The 26943-nt window shown below is 67.8% G+C and carries 24 protein-coding genes, 1 pseudogene and 1 riboswitch; of the genes and pseudogenes, 8 read left to right on the forward strand and 17 right to left on the reverse strand.

All coding sequences use genetic code 11. From position 1 onward, the window contains the following. Positions 1 to 215: 215 nt before the first annotated feature. Entirely contained in the window at positions 216 to 1190 is a 975-nt protein-coding gene (locus tag DKM19_RS20470; RefSeq protein ID WP_110697464.1) for a hypothetical protein, read from the reverse strand. 1 nt (position 1191) lies between these two features. Further along, a riboswitch (cyclic di-AMP (ydaO/yuaA leader) is annotated at positions 1192 to 1331 on the reverse strand. 364 nt (positions 1332 to 1695) lie between these two features. Next, positions 1696 to 2304, reverse strand: coding sequence for a helix-turn-helix domain-containing protein (locus DKM19_RS20475; RefSeq protein WP_110697466.1), 609 nt, complete (start codon positions 2302 to 2304; stop codon positions 1696 to 1698). A gap of 182 nt (positions 2305 to 2486) precedes the next feature. Between DKM19_RS20475 and DKM19_RS20480 the strand changes: the two genes are divergently transcribed. The 4 genes from DKM19_RS20480 (at position 2487) to DKM19_RS20490 (ending at position 5894) form a co-directional block, all read left to right on the forward strand. After that, on the forward strand, positions 2487 to 3872 hold the full coding sequence (locus DKM19_RS20480) for an MFS transporter (RefSeq protein WP_162641636.1): 1386 nt from the start codon (positions 2487 to 2489) through the stop codon (positions 3870 to 3872). 134 nt (positions 3873 to 4006) lie between these two features. Further along, positions 4007 to 4744: an SDR family NAD(P)-dependent oxidoreductase gene (locus tag DKM19_RS20485; RefSeq protein ID WP_110697470.1), complete on the forward strand. Its 738-nt coding sequence runs from the start codon at positions 4007 to 4009 to the stop codon at positions 4742 to 4744. A 56-nt stretch (positions 4745 to 4800) separates the two neighbouring features. After that, a complete protein-coding gene (locus tag DKM19_RS49580) occupies positions 4801 to 4962 on the forward strand; it encodes a hypothetical protein (RefSeq protein WP_162641637.1) in 162 nt (53 codons plus the stop codon). Between the two features lie 191 nt (positions 4963 to 5153). Beyond that, positions 5154 to 5894 (forward strand): SGNH/GDSL hydrolase family protein, encoded by a 741-nt coding sequence (locus DKM19_RS20490; protein ID WP_110697472.1) that lies wholly within the window; start codon positions 5154 to 5156, stop codon positions 5892 to 5894. A 112-nt stretch (positions 5895 to 6006) separates the two neighbouring features. Here DKM19_RS20490 and DKM19_RS20495 read toward each other — a convergent pair whose 3' ends face one another. From DKM19_RS20495 to DKM19_RS20505, 3 genes are read right to left on the reverse strand one after another with little or no spacing between them, the layout of a single operon-like run. After that, complete coding sequence (locus tag DKM19_RS20495; RefSeq protein WP_110705846.1) at positions 6007 to 7248, reverse strand: RNA polymerase sigma factor; 1242 nt, start codon at positions 7246 to 7248, stop codon at positions 6007 to 6009. Positions 7249 to 7301: 53 nt separating this feature from the next. Continuing rightward, positions 7302 to 7673, reverse strand: coding sequence for a YciI family protein (locus tag DKM19_RS20500; protein ID WP_110697474.1), 372 nt, complete (start codon positions 7671 to 7673; stop codon positions 7302 to 7304). Between the two features lie 41 nt (positions 7674 to 7714). Then, positions 7715 to 8374: a DUF998 domain-containing protein gene (locus DKM19_RS20505; protein WP_110697476.1), complete on the reverse strand. Its 660-nt coding sequence runs from the start codon at positions 8372 to 8374 to the stop codon at positions 7715 to 7717. Positions 8375 to 8536: 162 nt separating this feature from the next. Between DKM19_RS20505 and DKM19_RS20510 the strand changes: the two genes are divergently transcribed. Further along, on the forward strand, positions 8537 to 8971 hold the full coding sequence (locus DKM19_RS20510) for a hypothetical protein (protein WP_110697478.1): 435 nt from the start codon (positions 8537 to 8539) through the stop codon (positions 8969 to 8971). A 294-nt stretch (positions 8972 to 9265) separates the two neighbouring features. On the opposite strand, the gene DKM19_RS20515 is transcribed toward DKM19_RS20510, so the two are convergent. From DKM19_RS20515 to DKM19_RS20525, 3 genes are all read right to left on the reverse strand, one after another. After that, positions 9266 to 10843, reverse strand: a complete 1578-nt coding sequence (locus tag DKM19_RS20515) for an MDR family MFS transporter (protein ID WP_110697479.1) — start codon at positions 10841 to 10843, stop codon at positions 9266 to 9268. A 111-nt stretch (positions 10844 to 10954) separates the two neighbouring features. Continuing rightward, complete coding sequence (locus tag DKM19_RS20520) at positions 10955 to 11560, reverse strand: TetR family transcriptional regulator (protein ID WP_110705847.1); 606 nt, start codon at positions 11558 to 11560, stop codon at positions 10955 to 10957. Between the two features lie 226 nt (positions 11561 to 11786). Next, on the reverse strand, positions 11787 to 12419 hold the full coding sequence (locus tag DKM19_RS20525) for a TetR/AcrR family transcriptional regulator C-terminal domain-containing protein (RefSeq protein WP_110697481.1): 633 nt from the start codon (positions 12417 to 12419) through the stop codon (positions 11787 to 11789). A gap of 136 nt (positions 12420 to 12555) precedes the next feature. Between DKM19_RS20525 and DKM19_RS20530 the strand changes: the two genes are divergently transcribed. Both DKM19_RS20530 and DKM19_RS20535 read left to right on the forward strand, forming a co-directional pair. Further along, complete coding sequence (locus DKM19_RS20530) at positions 12556 to 12798, forward strand: hypothetical protein (RefSeq protein ID WP_110697483.1); 243 nt, start codon at positions 12556 to 12558, stop codon at positions 12796 to 12798. Next, positions 12798 to 13757, forward strand: a complete 960-nt coding sequence (locus tag DKM19_RS20535) for a zinc-binding alcohol dehydrogenase family protein (RefSeq protein WP_110697485.1) — start codon at positions 12798 to 12800, stop codon at positions 13755 to 13757. Before DKM19_RS20530 ends, DKM19_RS20535 begins: the two co-directional genes overlap by 1 nt. 120 nt (positions 13758 to 13877) lie before the next feature. On the opposite strand, the gene DKM19_RS20540 is transcribed toward DKM19_RS20535, so the two are convergent. The 9 genes and pseudogenes from DKM19_RS20540 to DKM19_RS20580 form a co-directional block, all read right to left on the reverse strand. Further along, entirely contained in the window at positions 13878 to 14600 is a 723-nt protein-coding gene (locus DKM19_RS20540) for a hypothetical protein (RefSeq protein WP_110697487.1), read from the reverse strand. Positions 14601 to 14824: 224 nt separating this feature from the next. Next, positions 14825 to 15340, reverse strand: coding sequence for a CGNR zinc finger domain-containing protein (locus DKM19_RS20545; protein ID WP_110697489.1), 516 nt, complete (start codon positions 15338 to 15340; stop codon positions 14825 to 14827). 83 nt (positions 15341 to 15423) lie between these two features. Next, positions 15424 to 17460 (reverse strand): beta-galactosidase, encoded by a 2037-nt coding sequence (locus DKM19_RS20550; RefSeq protein ID WP_239514348.1) that lies wholly within the window; start codon positions 17458 to 17460, stop codon positions 15424 to 15426. Between the two features lie 277 nt (positions 17461 to 17737). Next, positions 17738 to 19882, reverse strand: coding sequence for an alpha-glucuronidase (locus DKM19_RS20555; RefSeq protein WP_239514349.1), 2145 nt, complete (start codon positions 19880 to 19882; stop codon positions 17738 to 17740). Between the two features lie 61 nt (positions 19883 to 19943). Further along, complete coding sequence (locus DKM19_RS20560; RefSeq protein ID WP_110697495.1) at positions 19944 to 20630, reverse strand: DUF624 domain-containing protein; 687 nt, start codon at positions 20628 to 20630, stop codon at positions 19944 to 19946. A gap of 91 nt (positions 20631 to 20721) precedes the next feature. Next, a complete protein-coding gene (locus tag DKM19_RS20565) occupies positions 20722 to 22371 on the reverse strand; it encodes an extracellular solute-binding protein (protein ID WP_110697497.1) in 1650 nt (549 codons plus the stop codon). Between the two features lie 52 nt (positions 22372 to 22423). Beyond that, positions 22424 to 23296: a carbohydrate ABC transporter permease gene (locus DKM19_RS20570; RefSeq protein WP_239514350.1), complete on the reverse strand. Its 873-nt coding sequence runs from the start codon at positions 23294 to 23296 to the stop codon at positions 22424 to 22426. Next, positions 23293 to 24285, reverse strand: a complete 993-nt coding sequence (locus tag DKM19_RS20575) for a sugar ABC transporter permease (protein ID WP_110697501.1) — start codon at positions 24283 to 24285, stop codon at positions 23293 to 23295. Before DKM19_RS20575 ends, DKM19_RS20570 begins: the two co-directional genes overlap by 4 nt. 447 nt (positions 24286 to 24732) lie before the next feature. After that, positions 24733 to 25128 (reverse strand): annotated as a pseudogene (locus tag DKM19_RS20580) (non-reducing end alpha-L-arabinofuranosidase family hydrolase); the annotation flags it as partial. A 604-nt stretch (positions 25129 to 25732) separates the two neighbouring features. Here DKM19_RS20580 and DKM19_RS20585 point away from each other — a divergent pair. Further along, on the forward strand, positions 25733 to 26866 hold the full coding sequence (locus DKM19_RS20585; protein ID WP_110697503.1) for a ricin-type beta-trefoil lectin domain protein: 1134 nt from the start codon (positions 25733 to 25735) through the stop codon (positions 26864 to 26866). Positions 26867 to 26943: the final 77 nt, after the last annotated feature.

Here is a 26943-nt window from a genome sequence, read left to right on the forward strand (position 1 = left end):
TAGTGCACCGCCGGGGACATCGATATGGTGTGTGTCAGGCGCCTCCATGACGATGCTGCTGCTGTTTGCGCTGCGATTCTTGAGTCGGCACGCTGTCGACCGGGCTGGAGCGGCGGGAACCTTCGTGGTGACCGTGCGATTGCTACCGGATGTGCGGGCTTTCAACGCCACCGACCAGCGATCGATCGACAAGTCGACCACGTCAAGCCCCAAAATCAGTACATCGAGATATGGGTGTGGTCGAGGTGGTTGGCGGTGACGCCGCCGCGGTCGGACATGGCGCGCCAGCCGGAGCCGGTGTTGATGCGCTGGCGCCAGATCACGTATTTGACGCCCAGCTGGTCCTTGTTCTGGATGGCCCAGGCGGCGATCTCGTCACCGAGCTTGACGTGGGCCGCCGAGGGCATGGAGCCGCCGGTGCTCATCATGAAGTCGCAGGCGCGGCCGAGCGGGTGTTCGCCGCCGTCGTTCTCGGCCCGGTAACAGCCGACCGTGTAGGGCAGGTCGAAGCGTTTCCTGACGGCTTCGCGCATGATCCGGGTGCGGTCGGTGATGTTGTCGCTGCCGGTGGGGAGCTGGGGAGCCCAGCTTCCGTCGGGGAGGCGGCCGGAACCGGTGGGGACGAGCTGGTCGAGTTTGTGCTTGATGTCGCGGATCAGGCCCTCGGCTCCGTCGCGCTGAGACTGCACCTCCTTGACCTCCTCACCGATGTTCTCGGCGAGCCGGGCAGCCGTCTCCGCGGCCTTTTTCTTGCGCTCCAGACTGTCGGCGAAGCGCTGCAGGGAAGCACCTTGCTCGGCGGTGAGCTGCTCCATCACCGCGGCGCCGCCCAGGTCGGGGGTGGACAGCAACGTGGGCAGGTTTCCCGCGCTGCTCTGGTAGCGAAGCTGAGCGATGGAGCCGGCCTCTTTCTCGATCTCGGCGTAGACCGCCTCGATCTTGCTCAGGTCTTCCTTGGCGACCGCCTCAGCCTGCTGCGCTTTTTTAAGGGACTCGCGTTTGGCCGCGTAGGCCTCGATCAGCATGTCGACTTTTTTGTTGAGCTTGGCCAGGTCGGCCCGGAGCTCGGTCTCGGTTGGTTTGGGGGCCGCGAGACCCGCGTTCGCGGGGCCCAGCGCAATCGCGACCGCGGTGAGAACACCGACCGCGATGGTTGCATGACGACGGAACGTGAGGGACGTGACCGCCACGTACTCTCCTCTCTTCTGCCGACCGGGTTAGCTGACGGGTTCGGGCTAGAGGGAAAGCCCTTCCACCGAAGTGGATTCACCCCGGGTGCGATGGGTCCCCGGTTCCCAGGGCAGGCGCCCGGAATTAGGCATATCGACCGTTACGGCCGAGGCAAAATGGAGCTTAACGGCAAACCGAAGGTCATGTGAACCCAATACGCAACTAAAGAGTGATCAACTCGTGATCATTGTTGGATAGGCGTAGGGCCTTGCCGCGTCTGGGCCGCCGTTCCATACGGCCCCTGCGACTTCCACTGCCACCGGTGAGCCAGGCAGCGCACATCACCTTCCTGGGCCGCTACCGGTTCGACATCACCGCTAACGGCCCCGGCCAGGGCCTGCGCCCCCTTGTGACCCAGGCGCCGCCGGAGACGACGACCGACACGGCTGGACGAAGACGGCTGGTCTCACGGGCGATTCTGTACCGACTCGCACGTCCGTAGCGGCCTTGCCCGGTGTGCGTGTGTCACTCGGCACCTGCTGCGGTGCCCTCGGACCGTACGGTCCGGGCGCGCAGGTGTGCTCGCTCTCCCTGATGGCCCAGGAGACTGAGGATCTCGACGGGGTTCTCGTCGGCGTTGCCGAACCAGTGGGGGGTGCGGGTGTCGAATTCGGCGGCCTCTCCGGGGCCCATGATCAGGTCGTTGTCGCCCAGGACCAGGCGTAGGCGGCCGTCGAGGACGTAGATCCATTCGTATCCCTCGTGGCTGGACTGCTCGGGCTCGGGTGAGCGCATCCTGGGCGAGATGATCAGTTTGTAGGCTTGCAGGCTTCCTGCTCGTCGGGTGAGGGGCAGCATGGTCATGCCGTGGCGGGTGACGGGCTTGAGGTGCAGGCGGGGATCTCCGGTCTGCGGCGCCCCGATGAGTTCGCCGATGTCCACGCGCAGCTCGCGCGCCAGGGGGAGCAGAAGTTCCAGGGTGGGGCGGCGCTGACCGGTTTCCAGGCGGGAGAGCGTGCTCAGGGAGATCCCGGTGGACTGTGCCAGCGAGGTCAGCGACAGGTTGCGCTGAGTGCGCAGCCCTTTCAGTCGGGGTCCGACCGCCGCCATCGTCGATGCGATCTCTTCATCCATGCCCCTACCTTGCCACCGCAGCAAGAATCTTTGCGTGTCGGTTCAGGCGGCCTGACCATGTCACAGGCGCCCCGATGCGGGCGATGACGCAGGACAGGAGAGGTGTGATGACCCGAGGCAACTTGCCCACCGCCCCGGCGGGTGGGCCCGATACCGCGCCGGCGCCGCCGGCGGATGCGATGGTGAGCGTTCGGCGTGGCTCGGTGACGCCGGCCGTGGTGATCCTGGTGCTGACGCAGCTGATGTTCGTCGTGGACACCTCGATCGTGAACGTGGCCCTGCCCGATATCGGCCGCGATCTGGACTTCTCCAGCGCCGGTCTGTCCTGGGTTGTCACCGCCTACGCGCTGACCTTCGGCGGCCTGATTCTGCTCAGCGGCAAGGTCGGCTCCATGATCGGCCCCCGCCGGGCCCTTGTTCTCGGTGTGACGGTCTTTGTGATCGCCTCGATCGCCGGAGGTCTCGCCGGTTCGGCGGGACTGCTGGTGGCCGCGCGTGCCCTTCAGGGAGTGGGGGCTGCGGTGGCCGCGCCCAGTGTGATGGTCCTGCTCATGGGAATCACCGCGCCTGGCCCGCAGCGCTCGCGCGCGATGGCGATGTTCGTTCTCGCCGTCGGCGCCGGCGCAGCGGTCGGTCTGCTCGCGGGTGGAGTGCTGACGCAGACGCTGGGCTGGCAATGGGTGATGTTTGTCAACGCCCCCATCGGCGTCCTGGTCCTGCTCGGGACCTTGCGCAACCTGCCCGAACTGGAACGTCGGCGCACCTCACTGGACATCGGCGGAGCCACTGCCTCGATCCTGGCGATGGTGGCTCTGGTCTTCGCCTTCACCTCTGCCGCCGACCACGGCTGGGCCAGCCCCCTGGTGCTCGCCGCCTTCGCCGTCGCCCTCGCGGCGCTCGCGGCGCTCGTGGCGTGTGAGCGGCGGCATCCGCACCCGGTGATGCCGCTGGCGTTCTTCTCCTCCATGCGCAGCGCGGGCCCGCTGCTGTCCATGCTGGTCGTCCCGGCCGGTCAGGTCGGCTTCCTGTTCTTCACCACACTGCTGACCCAGAAGGTCCTCGGCTTTACCCCGATCCAGACCGGGCTGGCCCTGGTGCCCTTCACCGTCGGGCTGATCGCCACCAACCAGCTCACTCCGCGGCTGCTGCCGCGCCTGGGGGAGCGCGCCATCGGCATCACCGGTCTGTCGGGCCTGGTACTGGGCATCACCTGGATGGCACTGGTCGCAGCGGATGCCGGACCGGGCACCTCGATCGTCACGGTGCTGCTGCCATCGATCCTGCTCGGTGCGGGCGCGGGAGCGACCTTCGCACCGGTCACCGCCGTCATCATGCACCAGGCCCCCTCCGAGCACATCGGCGCCGCCGCCAGCCTCAACCAAGGACTGCAGCAGCTGGGCGGCGGCATGGGCCTGGCCGTTCTCACCAGTGTCCTGGCCGCCACCGGCGGCCTGGACCACGGGCTGGGCACGACCCTGCTGGCCACCGCGGCCTTCCCGCTGGCCGGCCTCATCCTCTTCGGCGTGTGGGCGCGCCGCATCCCCGCCGCCGACAACGCCCACGCATGATCACCCCTGCCACTCCCAAGGAGTTCGCCGATGACCGAGCACGACCCGCGTTTCAGTGCCGCCTCCTGGGATCAACTCCTCACCGCCCGGCACACCCGTTGAACCACCCGCACCACGAAGAAAGAAGCACGATCATGAGCAAGGACCTCGCCCAGCAGACAGCTCTGGTCACCGGAGCCACCGCGGGCATCGGCCGCGCTACCGCCCTGGCCCTGGCCGTACGCGGCGCCGACATCATCGTCCACGGCCGCAACAAGGAACGCGCCGCCGACACCCTCCGGCAGATCGAAGCCCTCGGCGCGAGGGCCCGCTTCGAGCCCGCCGATCTGTCCGACCCCGCACAGGTGACCGCGCTCGCCGAACGCGCCGGCCACGTCGACATCCTGATCAACAACGCGGGCATCTTCCACTTCGCCCGCACAGCCGACACCGACCCGGCCATCTTCGACGCTCACATCGCCATCAACCTGCGCGCCCCCTACCTCCTCGTCCAGGCCCTCGCCCCCGGCATGGCCGCACGCGGACACGGCGCGATCGTCAACATCAGCAGCGGCGCTGCCGACACTCCCGGCTTCGGCAGCGGCATCTACGGCGCCACCAAAGCCGCCCTGGAATCCCTCACCCGCGTGTGGGCAGCCGAATACAGCCCTGATGGCGTACGCGTCAACGCCGTTGCCGCGGGCCCCACCCGCACCGAAGGCACCGCCGCCTTCGGCGACGCCTTCGAATCCGCCGGACAGGCCGTCGCCCTCAAGCGCGTCGCCGACCCCGAAGAGATCGCCGCGGCTGTCGCCTTCATGGCATCCCCGGACGCCAGCTACGTCAACGGCGCCACCCTCAGCGCCATGGGCGGCCAACCCGCCCTCGGCTAGGTGCAGAACTCGTACAAACGACCGGTTGCGAGAGTTGGGGACGGCGATCTCCGCCCGTGGCTTCTCGCCTTCTCCAGGGCCGCGAGGATCTGCTGCTCCACCGCGGCTTCCGGCTCCTCCGGAATGGTCCGGCGGCCGGGCTCCAGCCGTTGGAGACCGGCCTTGACCACGTCGGTGAGGAGGTTCCCGCCGACCGCGGTGAGCGCGCCGATCGCTGATGTGGTCGGAAACTCGCCAGACCGTACCCGGTACCCGCTGCTGAACTACTCCCCATGACCATCTCCCATTCGGGGGCGGAGCCTCCGGCCCGCGCCTCACACCGCCGGCGGCTGTTATTCGCCTGCGGGGGGCTTTTCCTCGCACCCACGGCGGCATCCGCCGACATCAGCCTTGCCAAGGGAGCCTGATCATGGAGACCGACCCCGCCTGCGAGCGTGAGATATACGATCCGTACTGCCGGTGGCCCGCCGGGTCGGCGACACTGATGCGCTCCGCTCCATGGCGGCGCCTCGTCGTCCTCGGAGACAGCGTCGCCGCCGGCATACGGGGGCCGCTGGACGGTTACCGCGACCTGGACGCCGCGGCACGCGTCGCCGAGGCGCTCGGCGCGGCGCACCCGTCGTTCAGCTACCACAACCTCGCAGAGCGAGATCTGCGCACCGCCGAGATCCGCGACAGGCAGTTGCGCCCCGCACTGGAGCTCCATCCTGACCTGGCAGTCATCTCGGCCGAGGGCAACGACGCCCTGCGGCGGTCATTCGACGAGGAGCGTTTCCATGACGAGCTGACCTCCATCATCAGGCCGCTCGTTGCCCAGGGAACGCAGTTTGTCACCATCGGGCTCTTCGACCTCGCGCGGTCCGGACTCGTACCGGATCCCCACGCCGGCCCGATGGCGGAGCGTTTCGACCGGCTGGACGCGCTCACCAGCCGAATCACGGACGAGTACGGCGGAGTCCATGTCGGCAACCACGGACACCCTCTCGCCGCCGACCCCGGCATCTTCGCCGATGACCGTATCCACTGCAACGCGCGCGGTCATGCGATAGCGGCAGCGAATCTGGTCACGGCGCTCGCCGCCCTGCCGGCGAAGAGAACACCGGACGCCGAGCGGCCGGCGGGGGTGACGCCGAGCACGGTCACGGGCTGAAAACTGGGCCGGCACACCACCGGCACCGGCCATCGCGAGACGTCGTGTGAGATCCACGGGCGGACGCCGCGCGAGCCGGGGGTACCGGTAAGAGCGTGCCACGCCCGCGTTCTCAGCCCAGACGGTCGGCCTGGTCGAGCAGATATCGCTGCTCGACCAGGTTGCCGGTCAGGGAAGCCGCCTCGCGATACCGCCTCGCCGCGCCGGCCGTGTCGCCGGTCATCTGGAGCAGGTGGGCGCGCACCGCGCGTTCGCGTTGCCGGATCAGCGGGTCCTGGCCGAGCCGGAAGCGGCGGTTGAGGTCGTCGAGCAGGGCCAGTCCTCGAACCGGCCCGTACGCTTTGGCCACGGCCACCACCCGGCTCAGCCGTACCGGCGGGATGGGGTTGAGCCGTTCGAGCCACAGGTAGAGCGCCGCGATCTGCGGCCAGTCGGTCTGCTGCGGCGAGGTCGCCGCGGCGTGCACGGCCGCGATCGCCGCCTGCAGCTGGTAGGGGCCGACCTCGCGGCGGTCCCAGACGCTGTCGATCAGCTCGGTGCCCTCGCGGGTGAGGTCGCAGTCCCATCGCGTCCGGTCCTGCTCATCCAAGGGCACCAGCTCGTCGTGGCCACCGGTACGGGCGGGACGACGGGCCTCGGTGAGCAGCATCAGCGCGAGCAGGCCGGTGACCTCGGCGTCGGCGGGCACGGAGGCGTGGAGCATGCGGGTCAGCCGGATGGCCTCGCTGGTCAGGTCGACGCGGGCGAGCCGGTCGCCGGTGGAGGCGGTGTAGCCCTCGTTGAAGATCAGATAGAGCACCCGCATCGCGGCGGCCATCCGGCTGTCGCGGTCGGTGTCGGTCGGCGGGGTGAAGCGGGCTCCGGCGCGGGCCAGCCGCTGCTTGGCACGGCTGATCCGGGTGCCCATGGTGTTCTCCGGCGTTCCATGGGCATGCGCGATCTCGGCGGTCGTGAGGCCGCCCACGGCCCGCAGCGTGAGCGCCACCTGGGAGGCGGCGCTCAGTGCCGGGTGGCAGCAGAGCAGCAGCAGGGCGAGGCTGTCGTCGGTCTCCCGTGCGGCGCCCGGCCGGCGGTCCGGTTCCCGCATGGCCAGCTCGGCGACGCCGGCCTCCTGCTCACGTCGGCGCCGGGACTGGTCGGCGCGGAGCAGATCGACCATCCGCCGATAGCCGATGCGAATCAGCCAGCTGCGTGGGTTGTCCGGCACGCCGTCGGCCGGCCAGATGCGGCTCGCGGTGAGCACTGCCTCCTGCACCGCGTCCTCGGCGACGTCGAAGCGGCCGAAACGCCGCACCAGCGCGCCGAGCACCTGTGGCGCCTCGACGCGTAGCAGATGCTCGATGTCGGCGTTCATGCTCGCGTGCGCCTTTCCCGCCGCGTTGCCGGCCGCTGGTTCGGCGTGATCGGTCACGCGGTGAAGTCCTCGCCCATGATCGGCCGGATCTCGATCGGCTCACCCAGCACCTCGACGATCCGCGAGACGATCTCCACGGCTCGTTCCTGGCCGGCCACGTCGATGACAGCGAAGCTGGCCAAGACCTCCTTCAGTTCGGCGAACGGCCCGTCGGTCGCCACCACGCCGTCAGCGGTCTTGCGGACCGTGGTGCTGACCGCGGGATGGCCGAGGCCCTCGCTGCTGACGAACTCGCCGGTGGCGATCAGTTCCTGCTCGAACTTCTGGTAGGCGGCGAACGCCGCCAGCGCCTCCTCCGACGGGGTGTCAGCGGTCGCCGCGTCCCAGGCCGCGGCCGGGGTGTGGCTGAGCAGCAAGTACTTCATGGTGGATCCTCTTTCGAACGTTCGGGAAAGCGTACGCGAGGTCAGGCGGAGCGGCGCAGGGACAGGGCCAGGACGGTCGTCCAGGTGAAGGCGACCAGGCCGTTGACGGCGATCTGGATGCTCATGTGATCGGGCGACATGGGCAGCAGCAGGACAAGCGCGGCGGCGCCGTTGCCGATGGCCGCCGGCACGGCCCGGCGGCGGGCGCATCGGACGACCAGCACGATGGCGGCGATGGCCAGCGCGGTGAAGGAGACGGCGGCCGCGGCCGAGTGCGTGATGCCGTGCCAGGACATCTGAGCCACCGGCCCGTCGGGAGTCCCGGCGGGAAAGCCGTTTTCCGGGTCCATGGTGAACACGCCCGCGGCGATCATCCCGGCCCCGAAGATCCCAACGAGGATGGGCAGCGCCCGCCGGCCGATCCCCTCGGTGACGGTGCGCCTGACACCGCCGGCCAATGCCAGGCCGCCCAGGCCGGCGAGCACGAACGTGGCGATCTGGATCCAGCCGAGGTCGCCGGTGGAGAGCTGGCTGATCGGATGGCGCGTGATGTCGAAGCCCTCGCGGGTGAGCATCTGGATGGTCGCCGAGGTGAAGAACACCGGCCCGGCCAGGGCGCCGGCGAGCAGCAGGTGGCCGGTCGAGCGGCGGACGGCGGGGACGCCGGTGGTGGCCGGGGTGGTGGCTGCGGTGGTGGCCATGACTTCCTCCTTGAGGGGTGGGTTCCTGCCGCTACCTCGGAGCCGGATTCGGGCTCTCGACACGGCCGCGATGTGATCTGAAACACACCCGGATCGTGTCGAAGCTCGTGAGCGGGCTCCGAGGTACCGGCAAGCAGTCACCCAAGCCACAAGGAGAATGAGATGTCCGAGATGACGGAGACCTATCAGCCGAACGCCGATGTGAAGGCCCTGGATCGCCTGGTCGGCACCTGGGCGATCACCGGCGGCGCTGAGGGAACCGTGCGGTACGAGTGGATGCCCGGCGGCTTCTTCCTGCTCCAGCATGTCGACCTCACCCAGTTCGGCCAGCCTGTCACCGGTCTGGAAGTGATCGGAAACCTGCGCCCGTTCGGCGAGCCGGCCGGCACGGACGTGGTGTCGCGCTTCTACGACTCGACCGGAAACACCCTCGACTACGTGTACGAGCTGACCGGCGACAAGTTGACCATCTGGGGCGGCGCGAAGGGCGGCCCCGCCTACTACGAAGGAATGTTCAGCGCCGACGGCACCACCGTCACCGGCGCCTGGGTCTACCCCGGCGGAGGCGGATACGAATCCATCATGACCCGGATCTGACCTCGGCTCACGTCGCCGATCTGACCGGCCGGGACGGACCGGGAGCGCCTGGTCGGCGGTTCGGTGCCGGAGCACGGGCATCGAACCGCCGGCCAGGTGGAACGGAAAAGTCAATCCAGTACGCCGCCGTTTCGAAGAACGCCCACACCACGGGGTGCCGTTAAGGCCTCCGGGGAGGATCGGACCGGATTTGGGCGCCAGGAAAGCGATCTTGACGACGATTCGGTGACGGCAGGCATTTGCCCTGGTTGAGGGCCATAGCGTGCCTGCTCAAGCCCCGTGACCGGGAGCCGCTCAGTGATGGGCGGCCGTGTCGCGTTCCCGGGCCAGGCGTTCCTCCCCCGACAGGGTGTTGAGCGGCTTCTCCTTGATGAACAGCACCGCCACCAGCGCGAGCGCGGTGAGTGGAACGCCGATGAGAAACAGGTCCGCCGTAGCGGTCGCGTACACGTCCTGGATGACGCGGACGACGGGAGCGGGCAGCTTGGAGATGTCGGGTACGGCGTTGCTGTCGCCGCCCCCGCCACCGGCGGCCATCGGGCCAAGCTTCTCCGCCATGAGCGTCGTGATCCGGTTGGCCAACACCGCGCCCAGCGCACTGACGCCGACCGCGCCGCCCATGCTGCGGAAGAAGGTCAGCACCGAGGTGGTGACGCCGAGGTCGTGGGCGGGCACGTCGTTCTGGGCGGCAAGGACCAGGTTCTGCATCAGCATGCCCACGCCGATGCCGAGCACGGCCATGTAGACGCCGAGCATCACCGTGCCGGTCCGGCCGTCGATGGTGCTGAGCAGGCCCATTCCGGCGAGCATGACGACGCCGCCGGCCACCAGGAAGCCCTTCCAGCGGCCCCACTTGGTGATGAGCTGACCCGCCACGGTGGAAGAGATCAGCAGGCCGAACACCATCGGCAGGCTCATCAGGCCGGCGACCGTCGGGGATTTGCCGAGCGCCACCTGAAAGTACTGGGACAGGAAGACCGTGCCGCCGAACATTGCCACGCCGACCAGCACGCTGGCTATGGTGGCCAGGGCGACGGTGCGGTTCTTGAAGATGGCCAGGGGGATGATCGGCTCGGGCGCCCGCGACTCCACCCAGACGGCCAGCGCGAGGACGAGCACACCGCCGGCGACGAGCACGGCGGTCTGCCAGGAGCCCCACGCGAACTGGTTGCCCGCCAGCGACGACCAGATCAGCAGGGTGGACACGCCCACCGTGATGAGCAGTGCGCCGAGATAGTCGATCTTGACTTCCTTGCGCACCACCGGCAGGTTGAGGGTGCGCTGCAGCAGGATGATGGCCAGGATCGTGAACGGCACGCCGAGCAGGAAGCACCAGCGCCAGCCGAGCCAGGAGGTGTCCACGAGCACGCCGCCGATGAGCGGGCCCGCGACGGTGCCGACGCCGAACACGGCGCCGAAGATGCCGGCGTAGCGGCCGAGCTCACGCGGCGGGATCAGGGCGGCCATCACGATCATGGCCAGCGCGGTCATGCCGCCGGCGCCGACGCCCTGGACGACACGGCTGACGATGAGGATCTCCACGTTCGGGGTGAGGCCCGCGATCAGCGAGCCCACCACGAACAGTCCCAGCGAGAGCTGGATCAGCAGCTTCTTGTTGTACAGGTCGGCCATCTTGCCCCAGAGCGGCACCGTGGCCGTCATGGCCAGAAGTTCCGTGGTGACGATCCAGGTGTAGACGGTCTGCGAGCCCTGCAGGTCGGTGATGATGCGCGGCAGGGCATTGGCCACAATGGTCGAGGCGAGGATGGACACGAACATGCCCACCATCAGCCCCGACAAGGCCTGCAGAACTTTTCTCCTTGACGTGGGCGCCACGACCACAGGCTCGGGCTGCGCGCTGATAGATGCCATCTTTCCTCGTTCTCTCGGGCAGGGATCCGCGCTGCCGCAGGACTCCTGTGGCAGCGCCGGCTCAACGAAAAGCGTTTACGGGGACGATCGAAAAGAGGGTGACCGGTGCGGTCACGGATTGGGCAGGCCCGCCGCGAGCTGGGAAAAGGCCTCGTCGACCAGGTTGGGCAGCGACGGGCGGCCGCCTGCGGCGCTCCAGCGGATCATCGCCACCCGGAAGGCCGCCATGGCCGCCGCGGTGGCCAGTTCGGGATAGCCGCTCGTACCCAGCTCGACGCCGACCCAGCGGGCGACGGCGGACGTCACGACGCGTTCGGTCTCGGTTCCGCCGGCGACGAGACGCGGGAGCAGCGATGGGTTCTGCTCGAACACCTTCAACCGCAGCAGCCATTGCTCGCGCTGTTCCTGGACGCGCTCGGCTTCGACCCGGGACATCAGCCGCAGCGCCTCCAGGACCGGCACGTCCGAGGGCAGGGCCTCCAGCCGCTCGCGCAGTTCGGTGGCGGACGCCGGGCTCGGGCCGATGAGCGCGTCCTCCTTGGACGGGAAGTAGTTGAAGAACGTGCGTGAGGAGACGTCTACGGCCTCGGCGATGTCCTCCACCGTGACCCCTGCCAGGCCACGCTCGGCCACCAGCGTCAGGGCGGCATGCTCCAGCGCCGCACGGGTCTCGAGCTTCTTGCGGTGTCTCCGTCCGAGCTCGTCAGCGCTGTCCACGATGGTCACAACGTCGAGGGTAGAGATGAACTTTCGTAATCTGCAATATTTCAGTATCTGAAGTGCGGTAGATCACACACGGGGCTCTGGGCGCTGCACCCGTTCCCGGCCGGGGTCGCTGTTTCACAGGCGAGGGCCTGTGAAACGGCGACGATGTCGGCTTGCCGTGTTGGGCGACTCGGGGCGCTCGTGCCAGGGCTCACTCGCCTGCGGCGCGGCTGACCGGTCAGGACGTGGGGCCGGACTGCGCGGCAGGACCATGGATGATCTGTTCCAGACAATCGCGGAACAGGTCGTCGACGGTATGGCCGGGTCGGAAGTACTCGGCCACACCGGCCATCACGGTGGGGTACGCCGCGGCGTACGCGGCCATGTCGAAGCCGTCCAGGGCGTCCGCGTCGGGGGGGCCGAGCTGTTCCTCCAGGACGTAGCCGACGGTGAAGCGCAACACCGTCAACACGATCAGGCGAGCCTGCCGCAAGGGAATGCCCCGTCCGACCAGTGTGCTCATCGCCAGTTCGGAGATGGCGGCCATCTTGAGGGACAGCTGGGAGGCCGCGATGATCCGGGCTCCGTCCGGGTGAGCCAGCAACGCGCGCCGCAGCCGCCCGGCCAGGCCGATCAGCCAGTCCTGCCAGCACTCCTCCGGCGCGGGCGACGCCATCTCGGGGAACTGCTGCTCAAGAATCGCCTCGGCGATCGCGGTGACCAGCGCCGCCTTGTTCGGGATGTGCCAGTAAAGGGTCGGCGACTGCACTCCGAGGCGTGCGGCCAGTTTGCGCGTGGTCACGCCGTCGAGACCCTCGGCGTCCAGTAGCGCGACGGCCTCGGCGACGATCCGCTGTCTGTCCAATGCCAACGTTCGAAACCTCTCTTCTCGTTTTCACTCTATCAGTGCTAGGGTCTCTCTATCGGCGATAGAGAGACGTCGGGCCGACGCGTGGGGACACACGTCTTCCATGCCTTCGCACGCTCCACACCACAGGAGGATGACGATGACAGCCGAACCTTCGTTCCGCGACCTGCTGCACCAGGTGACCCATCGCATTCCAGGGGTTCCCGCGCACGCCGAGCGGCCGGCCGGACACCAAGGGGGGACCCGCCACGGCCGCGCGTGGCGGTCTTCCGTCGCGCACCGCTCACAGAACCACGGGTTGAACCACTCCCCGGCCCGCCCGCCTCGGGTCCTGGTGGCGTGGCAGAACCGCATCGCCCGCTTCTTCGGCCAGGAGCTGTGATGAAAGCGGCGGTGCTCCACGAGGTCGGCGGCATCCCGCGCTATGAAAACTTCCCCGACCCGGTCGCCGGTGACGACGAGGTGATCATCGACGTCAAGGCGGTCGCCGTCGAGAACGTCGACAAGGCGATCGCGGCCGGCACCCACTATGCCAGCGAGAAGTACATCGGCCGGTTCCCGGTGATCCCCGCTTTCGACGGCATCGGCGCCCTGCCGGACGGCACCCTCGTCGGGTTCGGCAACGTCCGCCTGCCCTACGGCGCGCTCGCCGAGAAGGCCGTGGTGCCCCGCGGCTCCTTCATCCCGATTTCCGAGGGCATCGACCCGGCCGTGATGACCGTGATGGCCTCGGCCATCACCGCAATGTCGATGAAAACGGCCGCCGGGTTCGTACCGGGAGAGACGGTGCTGGTGCAGGGCGCCACCGGGGTCGCGGGGCGGCTCGCGGTCAAGGTGGCCCGGTTGCTGGGCGCCGGCCGGATCATCGCCACCGGCCGCGACGACGGGCAACTGCGCGAGGTCCAGGCACTCGGCGCCGACACCGTCATCAACACCGCGGTCTCCGACGAGGCGCTGGCGCAGGCGTACCTCGACGCCAAGGGGGACGGCTACGACATCGTCGTGGACTACCTGTGGGGCAGGCCCACCGAGATCCTGCTGCGCACGCTGGTTCCGCAATCTTTCGCATTCGGCAAGCCGACCCGGGTCGTCCAGATCGGCGAGTCGGCCGGCACCGAGCTCGCCCTCGCCGGGGCAAGCCTGCGCACCTCCGGCGTGGAGATCTACGGCGCGGCCAAGGGCCTCGGCCCGGAGACCATGGACGAGGTGTACCAGCAGATCGTGACGTGGACGCGGTCCGGCGAGCTCACCTTCGAGGTGGAGAAGGTCCCGCTGAGCGACATCGAGACCGCCTGGCAGCGGACCGACCTCAAAGGCAGGCGACTCGTCGTGGTGCCATGACCGGCCCGTGCCCACGGCACACCAGCGATGACCATCGATAGGGTTCCGTCGCCGTCCTCGCCCACGACGTCGACGGAACCGTTTCGAGCGGCGGTGCCCAGCCCCAGCGGCCGCAGGCCTTCAGGCGGCCAGCTTCTCGAGGCCGGTCCGAACCCAGTTGAGGCCCAGTTCGTCGGCTAGGTTCCGAGCAGTCTCGACGAGTGTGGCACGCTCAGGATCGTCCTCGGGCAGCTCACCGGCGAGCAACAGCTGGGCCGCGGCGATCTGCGGACGCATGCCGGCTGCGGAGCGTAGATGAAGCGAGCGTCGCAGCATGCGCAGCCCCTCTTCGCGATCGCCGTCGCCGATCACATGCCAGGCCAGGTGGCGGAGCACGATGGACTCGAGAATCAAGTCGCCTTCCTGGTGGGAGGCTTGTAGAGCCTTGGTGTAATGCGCCTTCGCGGCAGCACTGTCTTCGCGGACGTTGTCGAGGAGCGCACCCCAGTGGAACTCGCCCCATCCGTGCGCCTTCGGGTCGGCGGCGGCGAAGCGGTACCCGGCCTCTGCGGTCTCGTAGTCATCTGGCAGCGGGTCCAGCTGGAACAGCAGACGGGTGTAGGCGAGCCGGGCGGTGAGCAGACGAGCTTGCGGCGATTCCGGATCGAGGGCCGCTATCGCGTCGGCCGCGGCTTCGATGCCGTCGACTCGGAACAAGAACCGCTCGTACAGGATCTCGGCCTTCAGTTCGAGCGCCTCGGTGCTCTGCTCGTTGGCCAGCAGCGCAGCGGCGTGATCCCAGTCACCGAGTACGTGGAGGCGGCGGGCCGCGCCAAGGCTTGTGTAGGTGTCATCAGCTATCATGCTGCCTACGTTAAGAGCCGGGAATGTAGGTGGTCAAATGAATTACAGCGACTACATGGAGGGTTGCGGCCCGCCCGGCAGTCGAATCAGCCCATCGAGCTGTCGCGCCAGATCTTCGCCGGGCACACGACGTCACATGGAGCGGCAGAGGAGCCATCGGCACACTGCCCGACCTGGTGAGCGAGGTGCTTGGGTGGATCGTTGACGGGATCGCGCCCGCGGCATCATCGGATGGTGGCTGCCTTGCGGCGGGCGCGGTGGTTGGCGACGGTCGTCCGGCTGGCGCAGGTGTTGGAGCAGAAGCGGCGGCTGCGGTTGCGCGAGTCGTCGACGTAGAAGCGAGTGCAACCGTCCGCCTGGCAGCGACCCACGGTCACCTCCGGGTCTCCACAGATCGCGTGTGCGAGGGCCGCGGCGCAGCTGCGGCCAAGCCAAGCGATGGGCTCCTCGCCGTCGGGGGCGAAGTGCAGGTGCTGCTGGCCCTCCCCGTCGTGCTCGCTGACATGGATCGCGGGCGGGAAGCGTTTCAGAAGCAGGTTGACGGGGGCGATCGGTCCGGTGTCCGCGACGGCCGCGACCGCTTCGCGCAGGGGCCGAAGGAGACCGCCCAGCTCGTCGGTGTCCGGTTCGGCTATGTGATGCTGGCGGAAGAACTCTCGCCGCAGCTCGCTGGGCTCGTCACCGTTGGCCAGTTCGACGGCCAGCCGGGTCAGATTGCCGATGTAGGCAACGTAGCGCACTTGATCACCTGCCTCCTCTGCTCTCATAGTAGGCGGCACGAACATGAACACGGGTCTGCGCCGGTCCAGGGTGGCGGGGCGCGTCACGTGGGCGCCTGCCGTGTTCTGTGGATCACCGCGGCTCCGAGGGGGGCCAGGGTGATCTCGTCGGCGGCGGATGTTCCGGTGAGGAGGTCGGTTCCCCGGCCGGTCAGGGGAACGGTGGCCGTCCGTTCGGCGTCGTGGTTGAGAAGGAAGAGGTACTCCTCCCGCTCGTCCGCGCGCACGGTGCATTCGACCTGGGCGGGCACGCCGGAAAAGCGGTTCTCCACGCCCGCGGCGCGCACCTCCTCCAGCAGCACCTCGGCGAGGGCCGCCTCCTCCAGCAGGGTGGCGACGTAGACGACCCTGCCGGAGCCGTAGGCGTTGGCGACGATCGCGGCGCGGCCCTCGAGCAGGCCGTCGGCGTAGGTCGCCAGGGCGGTTCCCGTCTCGAGGTGGAGGTCCTCGCGCCACCAGCTCGCGGTCGTGGTGTGACCGTCGGCGAACCGTACGGTGAACCGCTCGCCGGGGCGCGCCGGCCAGTATTCGTCGATCTTGGCACCGATGAGGCGGCGGAAGGCGCCGGGGTAGCCGTCCGGGCGGACCCGGTTGCACTCGTCCACCACCCCGGAGAAGAAGGACATCACGACGGTGCCGCCCGCGCGGGCGAACGCGGTGATCGCCTCCACTCCCGGGTCGTCGATGAGATAGGCGTTGGGCACGATCAGCACCCTGTAGGGAGCGAGGTCGCTGTGCGGGGAGACGACGTCGACGGCGTGGTGGTGCTCCCACAGCGGCGTGTAGTGATGCATGACGGTGTCGGCGTAGCCGAAGTCGTTGCGGGGGAGCCCGGCGACCTCCTCCAATCCCCACCAGCCGTTCCAGTCGAACAGGATGGCGACCTCCGCGCGCCCGGTCGTCCCCGCCACGGGTGAGAGAAGTCCGACCTCGCGGCCGAGGTCGGTGACCTCGCGGAAGGTCCGCGAGCCGGGCCCGGAGTGCGGCAGCATCGCGGAGTGGAAGCGTTCCTGGCCGCCGCGGGCGGCCCGCCACTGGAAGAACATGACCGAGTCGGCGCCGCGGGCCACCGCCTGGAGCGAGCCGAGCCGCATCCGTCCGGGTTCCTTGACCACGTTGAGCTTCCACTGGCTGACCGCACCGGCCGCCTGTTCCATGAGCATCCACGGCTGCCCGCCCCTGAGCGAGCGGAACAGGTCGAACTGGAAGGCCGCCGACACGTGCGAGTCGGGCTCGGCGGGGTTGGGGTAGATGTCCAGGGCCACGGCGTCCTGGAGCGGAGCCCACCTCCAGTAGTCGGCGTTGCGGTAGAAGCGCATGAAGTTCGTCAGAACCGGGATGTCGTCGCGGAAGGAGCGGACGATGTCCCGCTCGGCGAGGTAGCACTCCAGAAGGGCGTCGGAGATGAAGCGTTTGAAGTCCAGGATGCGGCTGGGGTTCATCCAGGTGCGCGGGATGTTCGGCACCTCGATCTGGTCCCAGTCGGTGTAGACCTGGCTCCAGACGCGTGTCGTCCATGCGTCGTTGAGGGTGTCGAGATCGCCGTACCTGCGCTTCAGCCACCGCCGGAAGTTGACCGAGCTCGCCTCGTTGTACGCCGTGGGGCCGTACTCGTTGCTGATGTGCCACATCGCCAGCGCCGGGTGGAAGGAGTACCGCTCGGCGAGCCTGGTGGTGATGCCGGCCGCGTACCGGCGGTAGATCGGCGAGGAGGGGTCGTAGTGCAGGCGGCTCCCGAACCCGAACGGCTCGCCGTCCGCCATGATCGGGAAGATCTCCGGATGCAGGTGCGTCAGCCAGACCGGAGGCGCCGCGGTCGGGGTGGCCAGGTCGACGGCGATGCCGTTGTCGTGGAGGAGGTCCATGACCTCGTCCATCCAGCCGAACTCGTACTTACCGGGCTCGGGTTCGAGCGAGGCCCATGCGAAGACGCCGAGTGTGACGACGTTGACGCCGGCCTGCCGCATGAGCCGCACGTCCTCGCGCCAGACGCCGGGATCCCACTGTTCGGGGTTGTAGTCACCGCCGAACGCCAGGCCGCCGACGCGGTTCCTGAAGCCGTTCATACGAGGGTTCGTCATGGTGGGACACTCCCAAACACCTAATTGGGCAACGGGGTCCTTCAGGGCGGGGAGGAAGCACTTCTTGTGTTTTCTCCGGCTGCGGGGGTCGGGCTCAATAGAGTTGGGGTGTTCCGCGATAGCCAAGCGGGGCAGGTGTCTGTTTGAGCACGGCAGGGCGTTGCCGTGTCCGCGCGGGGGAGGCTTCGGGGTTGCCCGGGCCGATGAACCGCGAACCGACAGACCCGGCCGGAAGGCCGGGTGCTGGAATCCCCGGTTTTCACAGCCGGGGAGGACGTCAAGGGATGTGGCGGCCGTGGACGTCGGGCACCCCCGATTTACGGAGGAAATAGGCGTTGATCTGATCGCGCCACTCCCGCGCGCAGCGAAACTGCTCGTCGAGGAGGTCCTTCACCCGGGCGTGCAGGGCCGCCGGCACCGATCCGGTGCCGGCGAGCGTCTCCCACAGCGACCGGGCCTCGGCCACCTGCTCCACCCCGGTGAAATGGGTGTCGTAGATGTGCTGGATGACGGTGGACCCGCCCCGCAGCACATGCTCGTACGGGACATGGTGGAAGAACAGCAGCAGCTCGTCGGGGCACCGCTCGAGCGACTCGTACACCTGTGACCAGGGCGGCGGGTACTGGCCGGTGAACCCGGTCCCGGTGGCGCGGGTGCGGTCCACCCCGACGCCGTCGCGGTCGGCGAAGTGGTAGGTGCCCCACGGCGTGTACTCGTACCCGTCGACGTCGGGACCGTAGTGATGTCCGGGACGCACCATGAACCCGGCGCCGAGTGGCGCGGTGTAGCGCTCGTAGGTGCGCCAGGAGCCGTCCATCATCGTGTGCAGGACGCGCCGCAGCCCCTCGTGGTCGCCCGTCGCCACCGGCACGAAGGTGAGGTCGATCCATTCGTCGAGGATCGCGGCCGGATCCGTCCACGGCGCCCAGGCGAGCCGGCCGAACGCGTACAGGTTGGCCTGCGCGAGCGGGTGGCCGGTCCAGTAGGCGTCGTCGCCCACGTTGGAGACCCCGACCAGGCCGCCGCCCTCACCCGGCGCCCGCCCGTCGGGTGCCTCCCCGTCGCCGTCCGCCGCCGCGCCGGCGAGGTGGGCCACGGCCGGACCTGCGGGTCCCCAGGGGCGGAACCCGAGCACCTCGCTCCACATGGGGGCGAGGTAGCACACGTGCCGCTGCTGACCGGTGTACTCCTGCGTCACCTGGAGCTCCACGGCCACGCGGGTGGCGGGCATGGCCGCGACGACGGGCGACACGGGCTCCCGTGTCTGGAAGTCGATCGGGCCGTGCTTCACCTGGAGGATCACGTTGTCCCGGAACAGTCCGTCGAGCCGGGCGAAGTGGTCGTGGGCCGCGCGGGCCCGGTCGGTCGATCGGTCGCGCCAGTCCTGCCGGTGGTTGTAGACGAAGGCGCGCCAGTGCACGACCCCGCCGAACGGCGCCAGCGCGTCGGCGAGCACGTTCGCGCCGTCGGCGTGGTCGCGCCCGTACGCGAACGGTCCCGGCTGGCCCTCCGAGTCGGCCTTCACCACGTAACCACCGAAGTCGGGGATCGTCTCGTACACCCGCTCGGTGGCCTCCGCCCACCACTTCCGCACGTCCTCGTCGAGCGGGTCGGCGGTCGGCAACCCGCCGAGGACGACGGGCGAGGCGAAACCGGCCGACAGGTGCACCCGGATCCCGTACGGCCTCAGCTCGGCGGCGATCGCGGCGACGTCACCGAGCCGGTCGGTCAGCAGGTGGGCCTCGGTGGTGTGCACGTTCACGTTGTTCACCGTGACCGCGTTCACCCCGCACGCGGCCAGCAGCCGCCCGTAGGCGCGCACCCGTCCCAGGTCGCCGCGCGGGGCGCCGTCCCGCCAGAAGATCGAGCCGCCCGCGTAGCCGCGCTCGACCTGGCCCATCACCGGATGGACGTCGACGTTGTCCCAGTGATCAAGCATGCGCCGGGGCATCGCGGGCCGGTGGTGCTCCGGCGGCCGGGCGGCCCCGAACGCCGGCTCGCCAAGCCGTACGACGTGGAACAGGCCGTGGAGCAGGCCGGCCGCCTCGTCGGCGAGCACCACCGTGACGCCGCCGGAGCGGGCGATCACGAACCCCTCGTCGCCGATCGCGTGGCCGGTGGGTCCGCGCCGTCGCCGGAACTCGGCCTGAACCATCTCGGCGACGGCCGGCAGCGGTCCCGCCGCGGAAAGCGCGAGCACGAGGTCGAACGGCTCACCGGCGGCGGTCTGGTCGCCGGTCTCGTCTGGCGTGTGATGCCGCACGCCGCCGCCGTACCGGGCGCAGGCCCGCTTCACCTCCTCCCGCACGGTGTCGACGAGGGGGCCGTCGCCGCGCACGAGCGTGCGACGCGAGCCGATCGCCCGGAAGGCCTCCGGCGGCAGCCACGCCGGGTGGATATCGGCAGGTTCGAAAAGGGTCACAAGTCTCCTTCGGCCGACGTGCGAGGCCATGGGGTGGCCGATCCGGACGGGGCCCGCGGCTTCAGATCGTGAACCTGTCGCGGACCTCGGCGATCATCGAGCGGCTGTTCAGCAGGAGCATCGAGGCGAGCACCGAGGCGAGCAGCGCCGACGCCACCTCGGTGGCGACCAGCGTGATGCCGGCCGCCACGACCAGGAGGCCGGCGTTGCCCAGCGAGCCCCTGGGGGAACGGGTGAGGAAGTACGCGGCCAGGCGGGCCGCATCCCTCGCTCGGAACGTGAACAAGGAGGTGATCACCAGCGCGTTGGCGACCCAGAGGGTCGCCGCCAGCGCGATGATGACCGACAGCACGCCCCACCATCCCGGGACTCCGGAGGCGACGAAGTTCGCGAGATTCGACCCGATGACGGCCAGCCACACCAGCCACGGGACCCAGAGCTTCAGGACCTCGCGGGCGTTGGCCCTGTAGCCGCGCCAGAACGCCGCCGCGGGATGAAGATCGGTGAGATCGAGGCGACGATGGTGCAACGCGTACAACGCGGCCGAGAGCGCGGGGCCGGCAGGAAGCAGGCAGAGCGCGGCCAGCGGGACGTTGGCCGCGTCGCGGTCGAGCAGGACCAGCCCGACCAGCCCGGGCAAGGTGGCGGTCAGGAGGAGGAGCTCGACCACGAGCAGGGTGTAGACGAGCGCGGAGGCGCGGGAGAGGGGTCCTTCGCCGAACCGGCGTCCGGCCGTCGTGTCGATCATCAGGGGGACTCCGGCTCGGTCCGCATCACTGTCCCTCGCCCATCACGCAGACCGTTTCTGCCGCACCCGGGGGTCAACGGCCCCGGGGTGGTCATCCGTGCTGCTTCTTGAAGCGCTCGTAGGCGGCGTTCACCATGTTGACGAAGGACGACATGTTCTTGCCCTCGAGTTCGCCGACGTAGGCGTCCCACTCGGCGAAGTCGCGCTTGCCGAGGATGAACATGGCCGTGTTCTGGGTGACGTGGTCCTCCAGCGGTGTCTGCCACAGCGTCGCCTGCTCGCGCTCTTCGTCGGTGAGCGGGTGCGGAGGCGGCACCTGCACGGGCTTCCTCGCGTTCATCACCTTCTGGAACGCCACCTCCTCCTCGGAGAAGGTCGACTGGAGAAGCTCGGTGGGCCCGCCGTAGACGAAGACGCCGTTGGAGAAGCCGAAGTCCTTCTGCAGGTGCTTCGGCGCCTTGGGATTGAGCCCGACGAAGTCGACGTCCGCCGCCAGCTTGTACTTCCCGGACGCCTCCTTGGTGTAGGTGACCCCCTCGACACCCCACTTGGCGAACGCCTGGCCCTCGTCGGAGTACCAGAGCCAGTCGATGAACTGCATCATGGCCACGAAGTTCTTGCTGTCGCGGGCCTTCTTGGAGATCATGACGCCGTTCTCCAGGCGGGTGTTCCCCGCGCCGTACTTGATGGGTCCGAGCGGGCCGACGGGTAAGGGGATCTTGACGAGCCTGGCCTCCGGGTTCGCCTTCTCCAGCGGCGGCCGATACTCGTTGACCAGCGTCTGCGCGTTCGTGCTGATCATGAAGGATTTGCCGGACACGAGTTTCTGGATCGCCAGGTCGTCGGTCTGTGTGAGGCTCTCCGGGTCGAGCAGTCCCTCCTTCACCAGCGTGTTGAGATACTGCAGCATCTGCTTGTACGGCTCCATGGCGCCGGTGAAGGCGAACTTCTGGGCAGCGGGGTCCCACCACACCCCTTCCCCGTAGCCCCAGCCGCCGGGGGCGCCGTAGGAGATGCCGATGATGTTCAGCAGGTTGGCGCCGGGTGTGAGGGTTCCCCAGCGGTCCGACAGGGGGTAGGAGTCGGGATACTCCGCCTTCAGCGCCTTCAGCACGGTGCGCAACTCCTCCCAGGTCTGCGGGATCTGGAGCCCGAGTTTGTCGAGGATGTCCGCACGGACCGCCAGGGAGTAGTCCACCCAGGGGTTCTCGTGGAGCCCGGGGAGCAGGTAGAAGCGGCCGTCCGCCTGCCGGAGCGTGTCCAGGTCAGGCTGGAGGTTCCACTTGGCGACCCTCTCCTTGAAGTTCGGCATCAGGTCGAGGTAGTCGCTGACCGGGAGGATGGAGCCGGAGGCGACAAAAGGGGTCTCCTGGGCGGGGTACGTCTTCGGGATGATGAACGGGGCGTCACCGGCGCCGATCACCAGGCTGCGCTTGTTCTCGTAGTCGCTGAGCGGCACCACGCTCGGCTGGAACGTCACGTTGGTCCGCTTGGTGAGCTCCGACCAGAACAGCCAGTCGTTCTTGAGCGGGTAGAACGGGTGGTTGTTGTAGAGGACGGTGAACGAGAGCGGCACGGCGGCCTTGAACTGGCTACCGGCGCCGTAGCCGGGCATCGAGCCGTCCCGGTTCGCCGCGAGGTTGTCGGCCTGCTTCTTCTTGGAATCGTCGGTGCCGCAGCCGACGAGTACGGCGAAGGCGCCTATCGAGACCATCGCCTGACGCCGGTTCATCTGGTACATGGGGAGTTCCTTTTTTTGGAAACGGGGGTGCGGGGGAGCGGCTGAGGCGGGGCTATCCCTTGACCGCGCCGAGCGTGATCCCGGTGACGAAGTACCGCTGGACGAAGGGGTAGATCCCCAGGATGGGGAGGATGGTGAGCACCATCGTCACCGCCTTGATGTTGGCGGCCACCGTCATGTTCATGGCGTCGGCGCCGACGGACGACGCGCCGGTGGCCCCGGCGATCAGGTTGCGCAGGAAGACGGTCACCGGGAAGAGATCGGACTGACTCATGTAGAGGAAGGCGGCGAACCACGAGTTCCAGAACGCGACGGCGTAGAAGAGCACCATCGTGGCGATCACCGCCTTCGACAGCGGCAGCACGATCCGGAGCAGGATGCCGTAGGTGCTCATGCCGTCGATCGCGGCGGCCTCCTCCAGCTCGACCGGCAGCCCCTCGAAGAACGCCTTCATGATCAGGAGGTTGAAGACGCTGATGGCGTTCGGCAGGACGATGGCCCAGAGGCTGTCCTTCAGTCCAAGACTGGTGATCAGGACGTAGTTGGGGATGATGCCGCCGGAGAAGAACATGGTGAAGACGGCGATCCCGACCAGGAACGTGCGGCCCTTGAGATGTCTCTTGGACAGGACGTAGGCGTAGCAGGTGGTCATGAACATCGCGATCAACGTGGCGACGACCGTGTACACCACCGTGTTGCGGTAGTTCGTCCAGAACGTCGGGTCGGAGATCACGTACTCGTACGTTGCGAGGGTGAACCCGCGGGGGATGAGGTTGACCTGACCCGACCGGATGAAGTTCTCGTCGCTCAACGAGCGGGCGACGACGTTGACGAAGGGGTACAGGGTCACGATCACGACGCCGGCGAGGACGACGGCGTTGACTCCCTGAAATACGCGGTAGCCCCGGGTCCTGTCTGCGCTCACCACAGGCTCGTCCCCACCGTGCGACGGGAGATCAGGTTCGCCGACAGGACCAGGGTCAGTCCGATCAGGGCCTCGAACAGGCCGATCGCCGCGGCGTAGCTGAAGTTGTTGGAGACCACGCCCATGCGGTACAGGTACGTGGAGATCACGTCCGCGGTCGGGTACGTCAGCGGGTTGTAGAGCAGGAGGACCTTCTCGAACCCGACCGCCATGAACGCCCCGATGTTCAGGATCAGCAGGACGACCGCGGTCGGCCGGATCCCGGGGAGGGTCACGTGCCAGGTCTGCCGCCATCGGCCCGCGCCGTCGATCCGAGCCGCCTCGTACAGCTGGTCATCGATGGTCGTGAGCGCGGCGAGATAGAGGATCGTCCCCCACCCGACGGTCTGCCACATCTCCGAGGAGACGTAGATCGTACGGAACCACTCCGGCTGCTGCAGGAACGTGATGGGGTAGTCGCCCACCACGCGCAGGATCTGGTTCACCGGCCCGTCGACCGACAGCAGCTCTATGACGAGGCCGGCCACGACCACCATCGACAGGAAGTGCGGCAGGTAGGACACCGACTGGACGAACCGCTTGAGGCTCCGGTGCCGCACTTCGTTGATCAGCAGGGCGAGCACGATCGGCATGGGGAAGCAGAACAGCAGGGTCAGCGCGCCGAGGACCAACGTGTTGGTGAACACCTGCCAGAACGTCGGGTCGCTCAGGAACATCCGCACATAGCGCAGGCCCACCCACTCCTCGCCCAGCACGCTGCCGCCGGGCTCGAACTTCCGGAAGGCGATCACATTGCCGATCATCGGCAGGTACCGGAATATCGCGAAGAACAACAGGGGGGCAATCGCCAGCGAATACAGCTGCCAGTCGCGGCGCAGCGCCTGACGCCAGGTACGTCGGGGAGCGCGCTCCCGGCGGGCGGAATCGGGCTTCGTCTCGCGCGGATCCCGGGTGGCCGGTGACGTGTCGACCGTTTTGGTCGTGCTCATCCCTGCGCCTCCGGTGAATGCGCCGGCGGCTGCGGCCACTCCCTCACAAGCTGGACGATCTTCTCAGCCAGTGCTCTGAGTGGATTGAGCGCCTCGTGTCGATCGATGGGATCGAACCGGATATCTCGCCATCGTGCGGACCCGCTCGATGGGGCACCTGTGTCGTTTGGCGGCTGATCGCTCATGCATCCCCTCGGCCGACAACGGCGTCACCCCACGCTGGCAGCGGAAAGCATCATTGTGGGGATAAAACTTTCAGGGTATTGAATTAATATTTCGGAAACATAAGCGCATATATATGGATACGTCAAGAGTGAGCTGACCAGCTGTTGAGTCGTCTGTTCGCAGCCCAGGCGCGAGCGCCCATCCTCGGCCCTTCTTCCGAAAATTTTCGGAAGAAGGGCCGAGGATGGGCCGGTTGCCCGGTCAAGGTCTCGTGACGGGCCGCTAGCGGTTGGTGCGGACCATCTCGCCGTGGCTGATGTCGTTGGTCCAGGTGGCGCCGCTGTTGGCCTTGCCGGCGAAGGGGTTGCTCTCGGTTGCGGCCTGCGCCGTCCAGGAGCCGTTCAGGCTGGTGGCGGTGAAGGAGCGGAAGTAGCGGCCCTGCGAGCTGATCGCCTCGACGAGCATGAGGTATCGGTTCTGGTCCTGGAGCTTGTGGACCTGGACCGCTTCGAACGGGTTGTTCGTCGTGTCGCTCATGACCGCTGTTGATGTCGTGCCAAAACTGCCTGGGAAATTTCCGATAGGCGTACTAGCCCGGTAGATCTTGCCATTGTCCCCGGCGAAGAACAGATACATGTTCGTGCCGTCACCGATGAGTGCCTGGTCGATGGGCCCCGTTGGGGAGCCGGAGGCAGGCCACTACCTGCGGTGGACTGGCGATTGGTCTTTCACCGACGAAACGGGTGCGTCGGGCCCGTCTGAGGGCTCAGTGTGAGAAGCCTTACGAAATATGTTAACCATATGACCGATATATTTCGGTGACAGCGTTTGGCCAAACGGTTGTGACCTGCGCATATTGATTTCTGCGACCCTGAAACTATCGGGATACTTACTGTTGGGGTCGCGATTGAGGCTACCTGGAGGCACTCGGTCGAAATATTTCGGAAATTATCCCGGCTCGTTGAGCTGAAAGTTTCATCGGCCGCGATATTTCATCGGTGGACATTTTGGCGACGTTGTCGCAGTTGGGGGTCGGCATCGGCGCGCAGGCGTCGGTAGGCGGGGATGCTCACCCCTTGACTTTGACATGTCATGTCAGATTTGCTCCGCCTCACGAACGGCCACCACTGACCGTGAAAAGGGAGCCGTACTCGGAGCTCCGGCGAAAATGTTAGCGAAATCACCGCTTTGACCTGTGCCTTACCCATTTTCGCGAAATTTGATCATCAGTAGCGCATCGATCGTCCGCGCTCCCTGCGTGGAGGAGGGAACGGGTAATTCCATGGCGAGATTGACGCGCCTGCTCGGTGGCCTGGCTGCGGGACTGTCGCTGATCCTGGCGACCGTGTTCGTTGCCAATGTGGCCAGCGCCGAGTCCAACGGCGGAGTTCGGGTGATGCCACTGGGTGACTCGATCACCGATGGCCTGACCGTGCAGGGTGGCTACCGGATCAATCTGTGGCAGAAGCTGGTCGCCGACGGCTACAAGATCGACTTTGTCGGATCCATGTTCAACGGGCCCTCCAGCCTTGGTGACCACGACCACGAGGGCCACTCCGGCTGGCGGATCGACCAGATCGACGCCAACATCGTCAACTGGCTGCGGACCTACACGCCGCGCACTGTGCTGCTGCACATCGGCACCAACGACATGTTCCAGAATGCCGCCGGCGCACCGGCGCGACTGGGCACCCTGCTTGACCGCATCACCAGCACCGCACCCGACACCGAGGTGTTCGTGTCCACGATCATCCCGCTGTCCGGCGCCGACTCGGCCGTCCGGACGTTCAACGCGGCCATCCCCGGCCTGGTGCAGAGCCGCGCCAACGCCGGCCGCCATGTGCACCTGGTCAACATGTACAGCGCACTGACCACCGCGGACCTGGCCGACGGGGTCCACCCCAACGCCGGCGGCTACGCCAAGATGGCGACCGTCTGGTACAACGCACTTCGCGCGGTGCCCGGGAGCCTGGAGGGCGGCACCACGACTCCCACGCCGACTCCCACCCCGACGGTGACTCCGACGCCTCCGCCTTCCGGCACGACCTTCCGGTTGCGTAACGAGGGGGCCGGCCGGTGCGTGGACTCGCCGAACAGTGCCAGCGCCAACGGCACCCTGTTCCAGATCTATGACTGCCACACCAACCCCAACCAGCGGTTCACCTACAGCACCGGCAAGCAGTTGCAGGTCCTGGGCAAGTGCCTGGACTCCCCGACGAATGCCGGATCGGGCACTCGCGTGCAGTTGTGGGACTGCCACACCAACCCCAACCAGCAGTGGAACCTCAACACCAACGGCACCATCACCAACGGAGCCAACAACCTCTGCCTGGCGGTGAGCGGCACCGCCAACAGCAGCACCGTGACCATCGCCACCTGTAACGGCACCGCCAACCAGCGATGGACCCAGGCATAACCCGCAATGAGCACCAGACTCCGGCCGACGCCCGCTCACCGGCGAGGAGCGAGTGCCGGCCGGAGGACCGAAAGCTT

The sequence above is a fragment of the Streptosporangium sp. 'caverna' genome (genome assembly GCF_003203775.1).
In the GTDB taxonomy this organism is placed as follows: domain Bacteria; phylum Actinomycetota; class Actinomycetes; order Streptosporangiales; family Streptosporangiaceae; genus Streptosporangium; species Streptosporangium subroseum.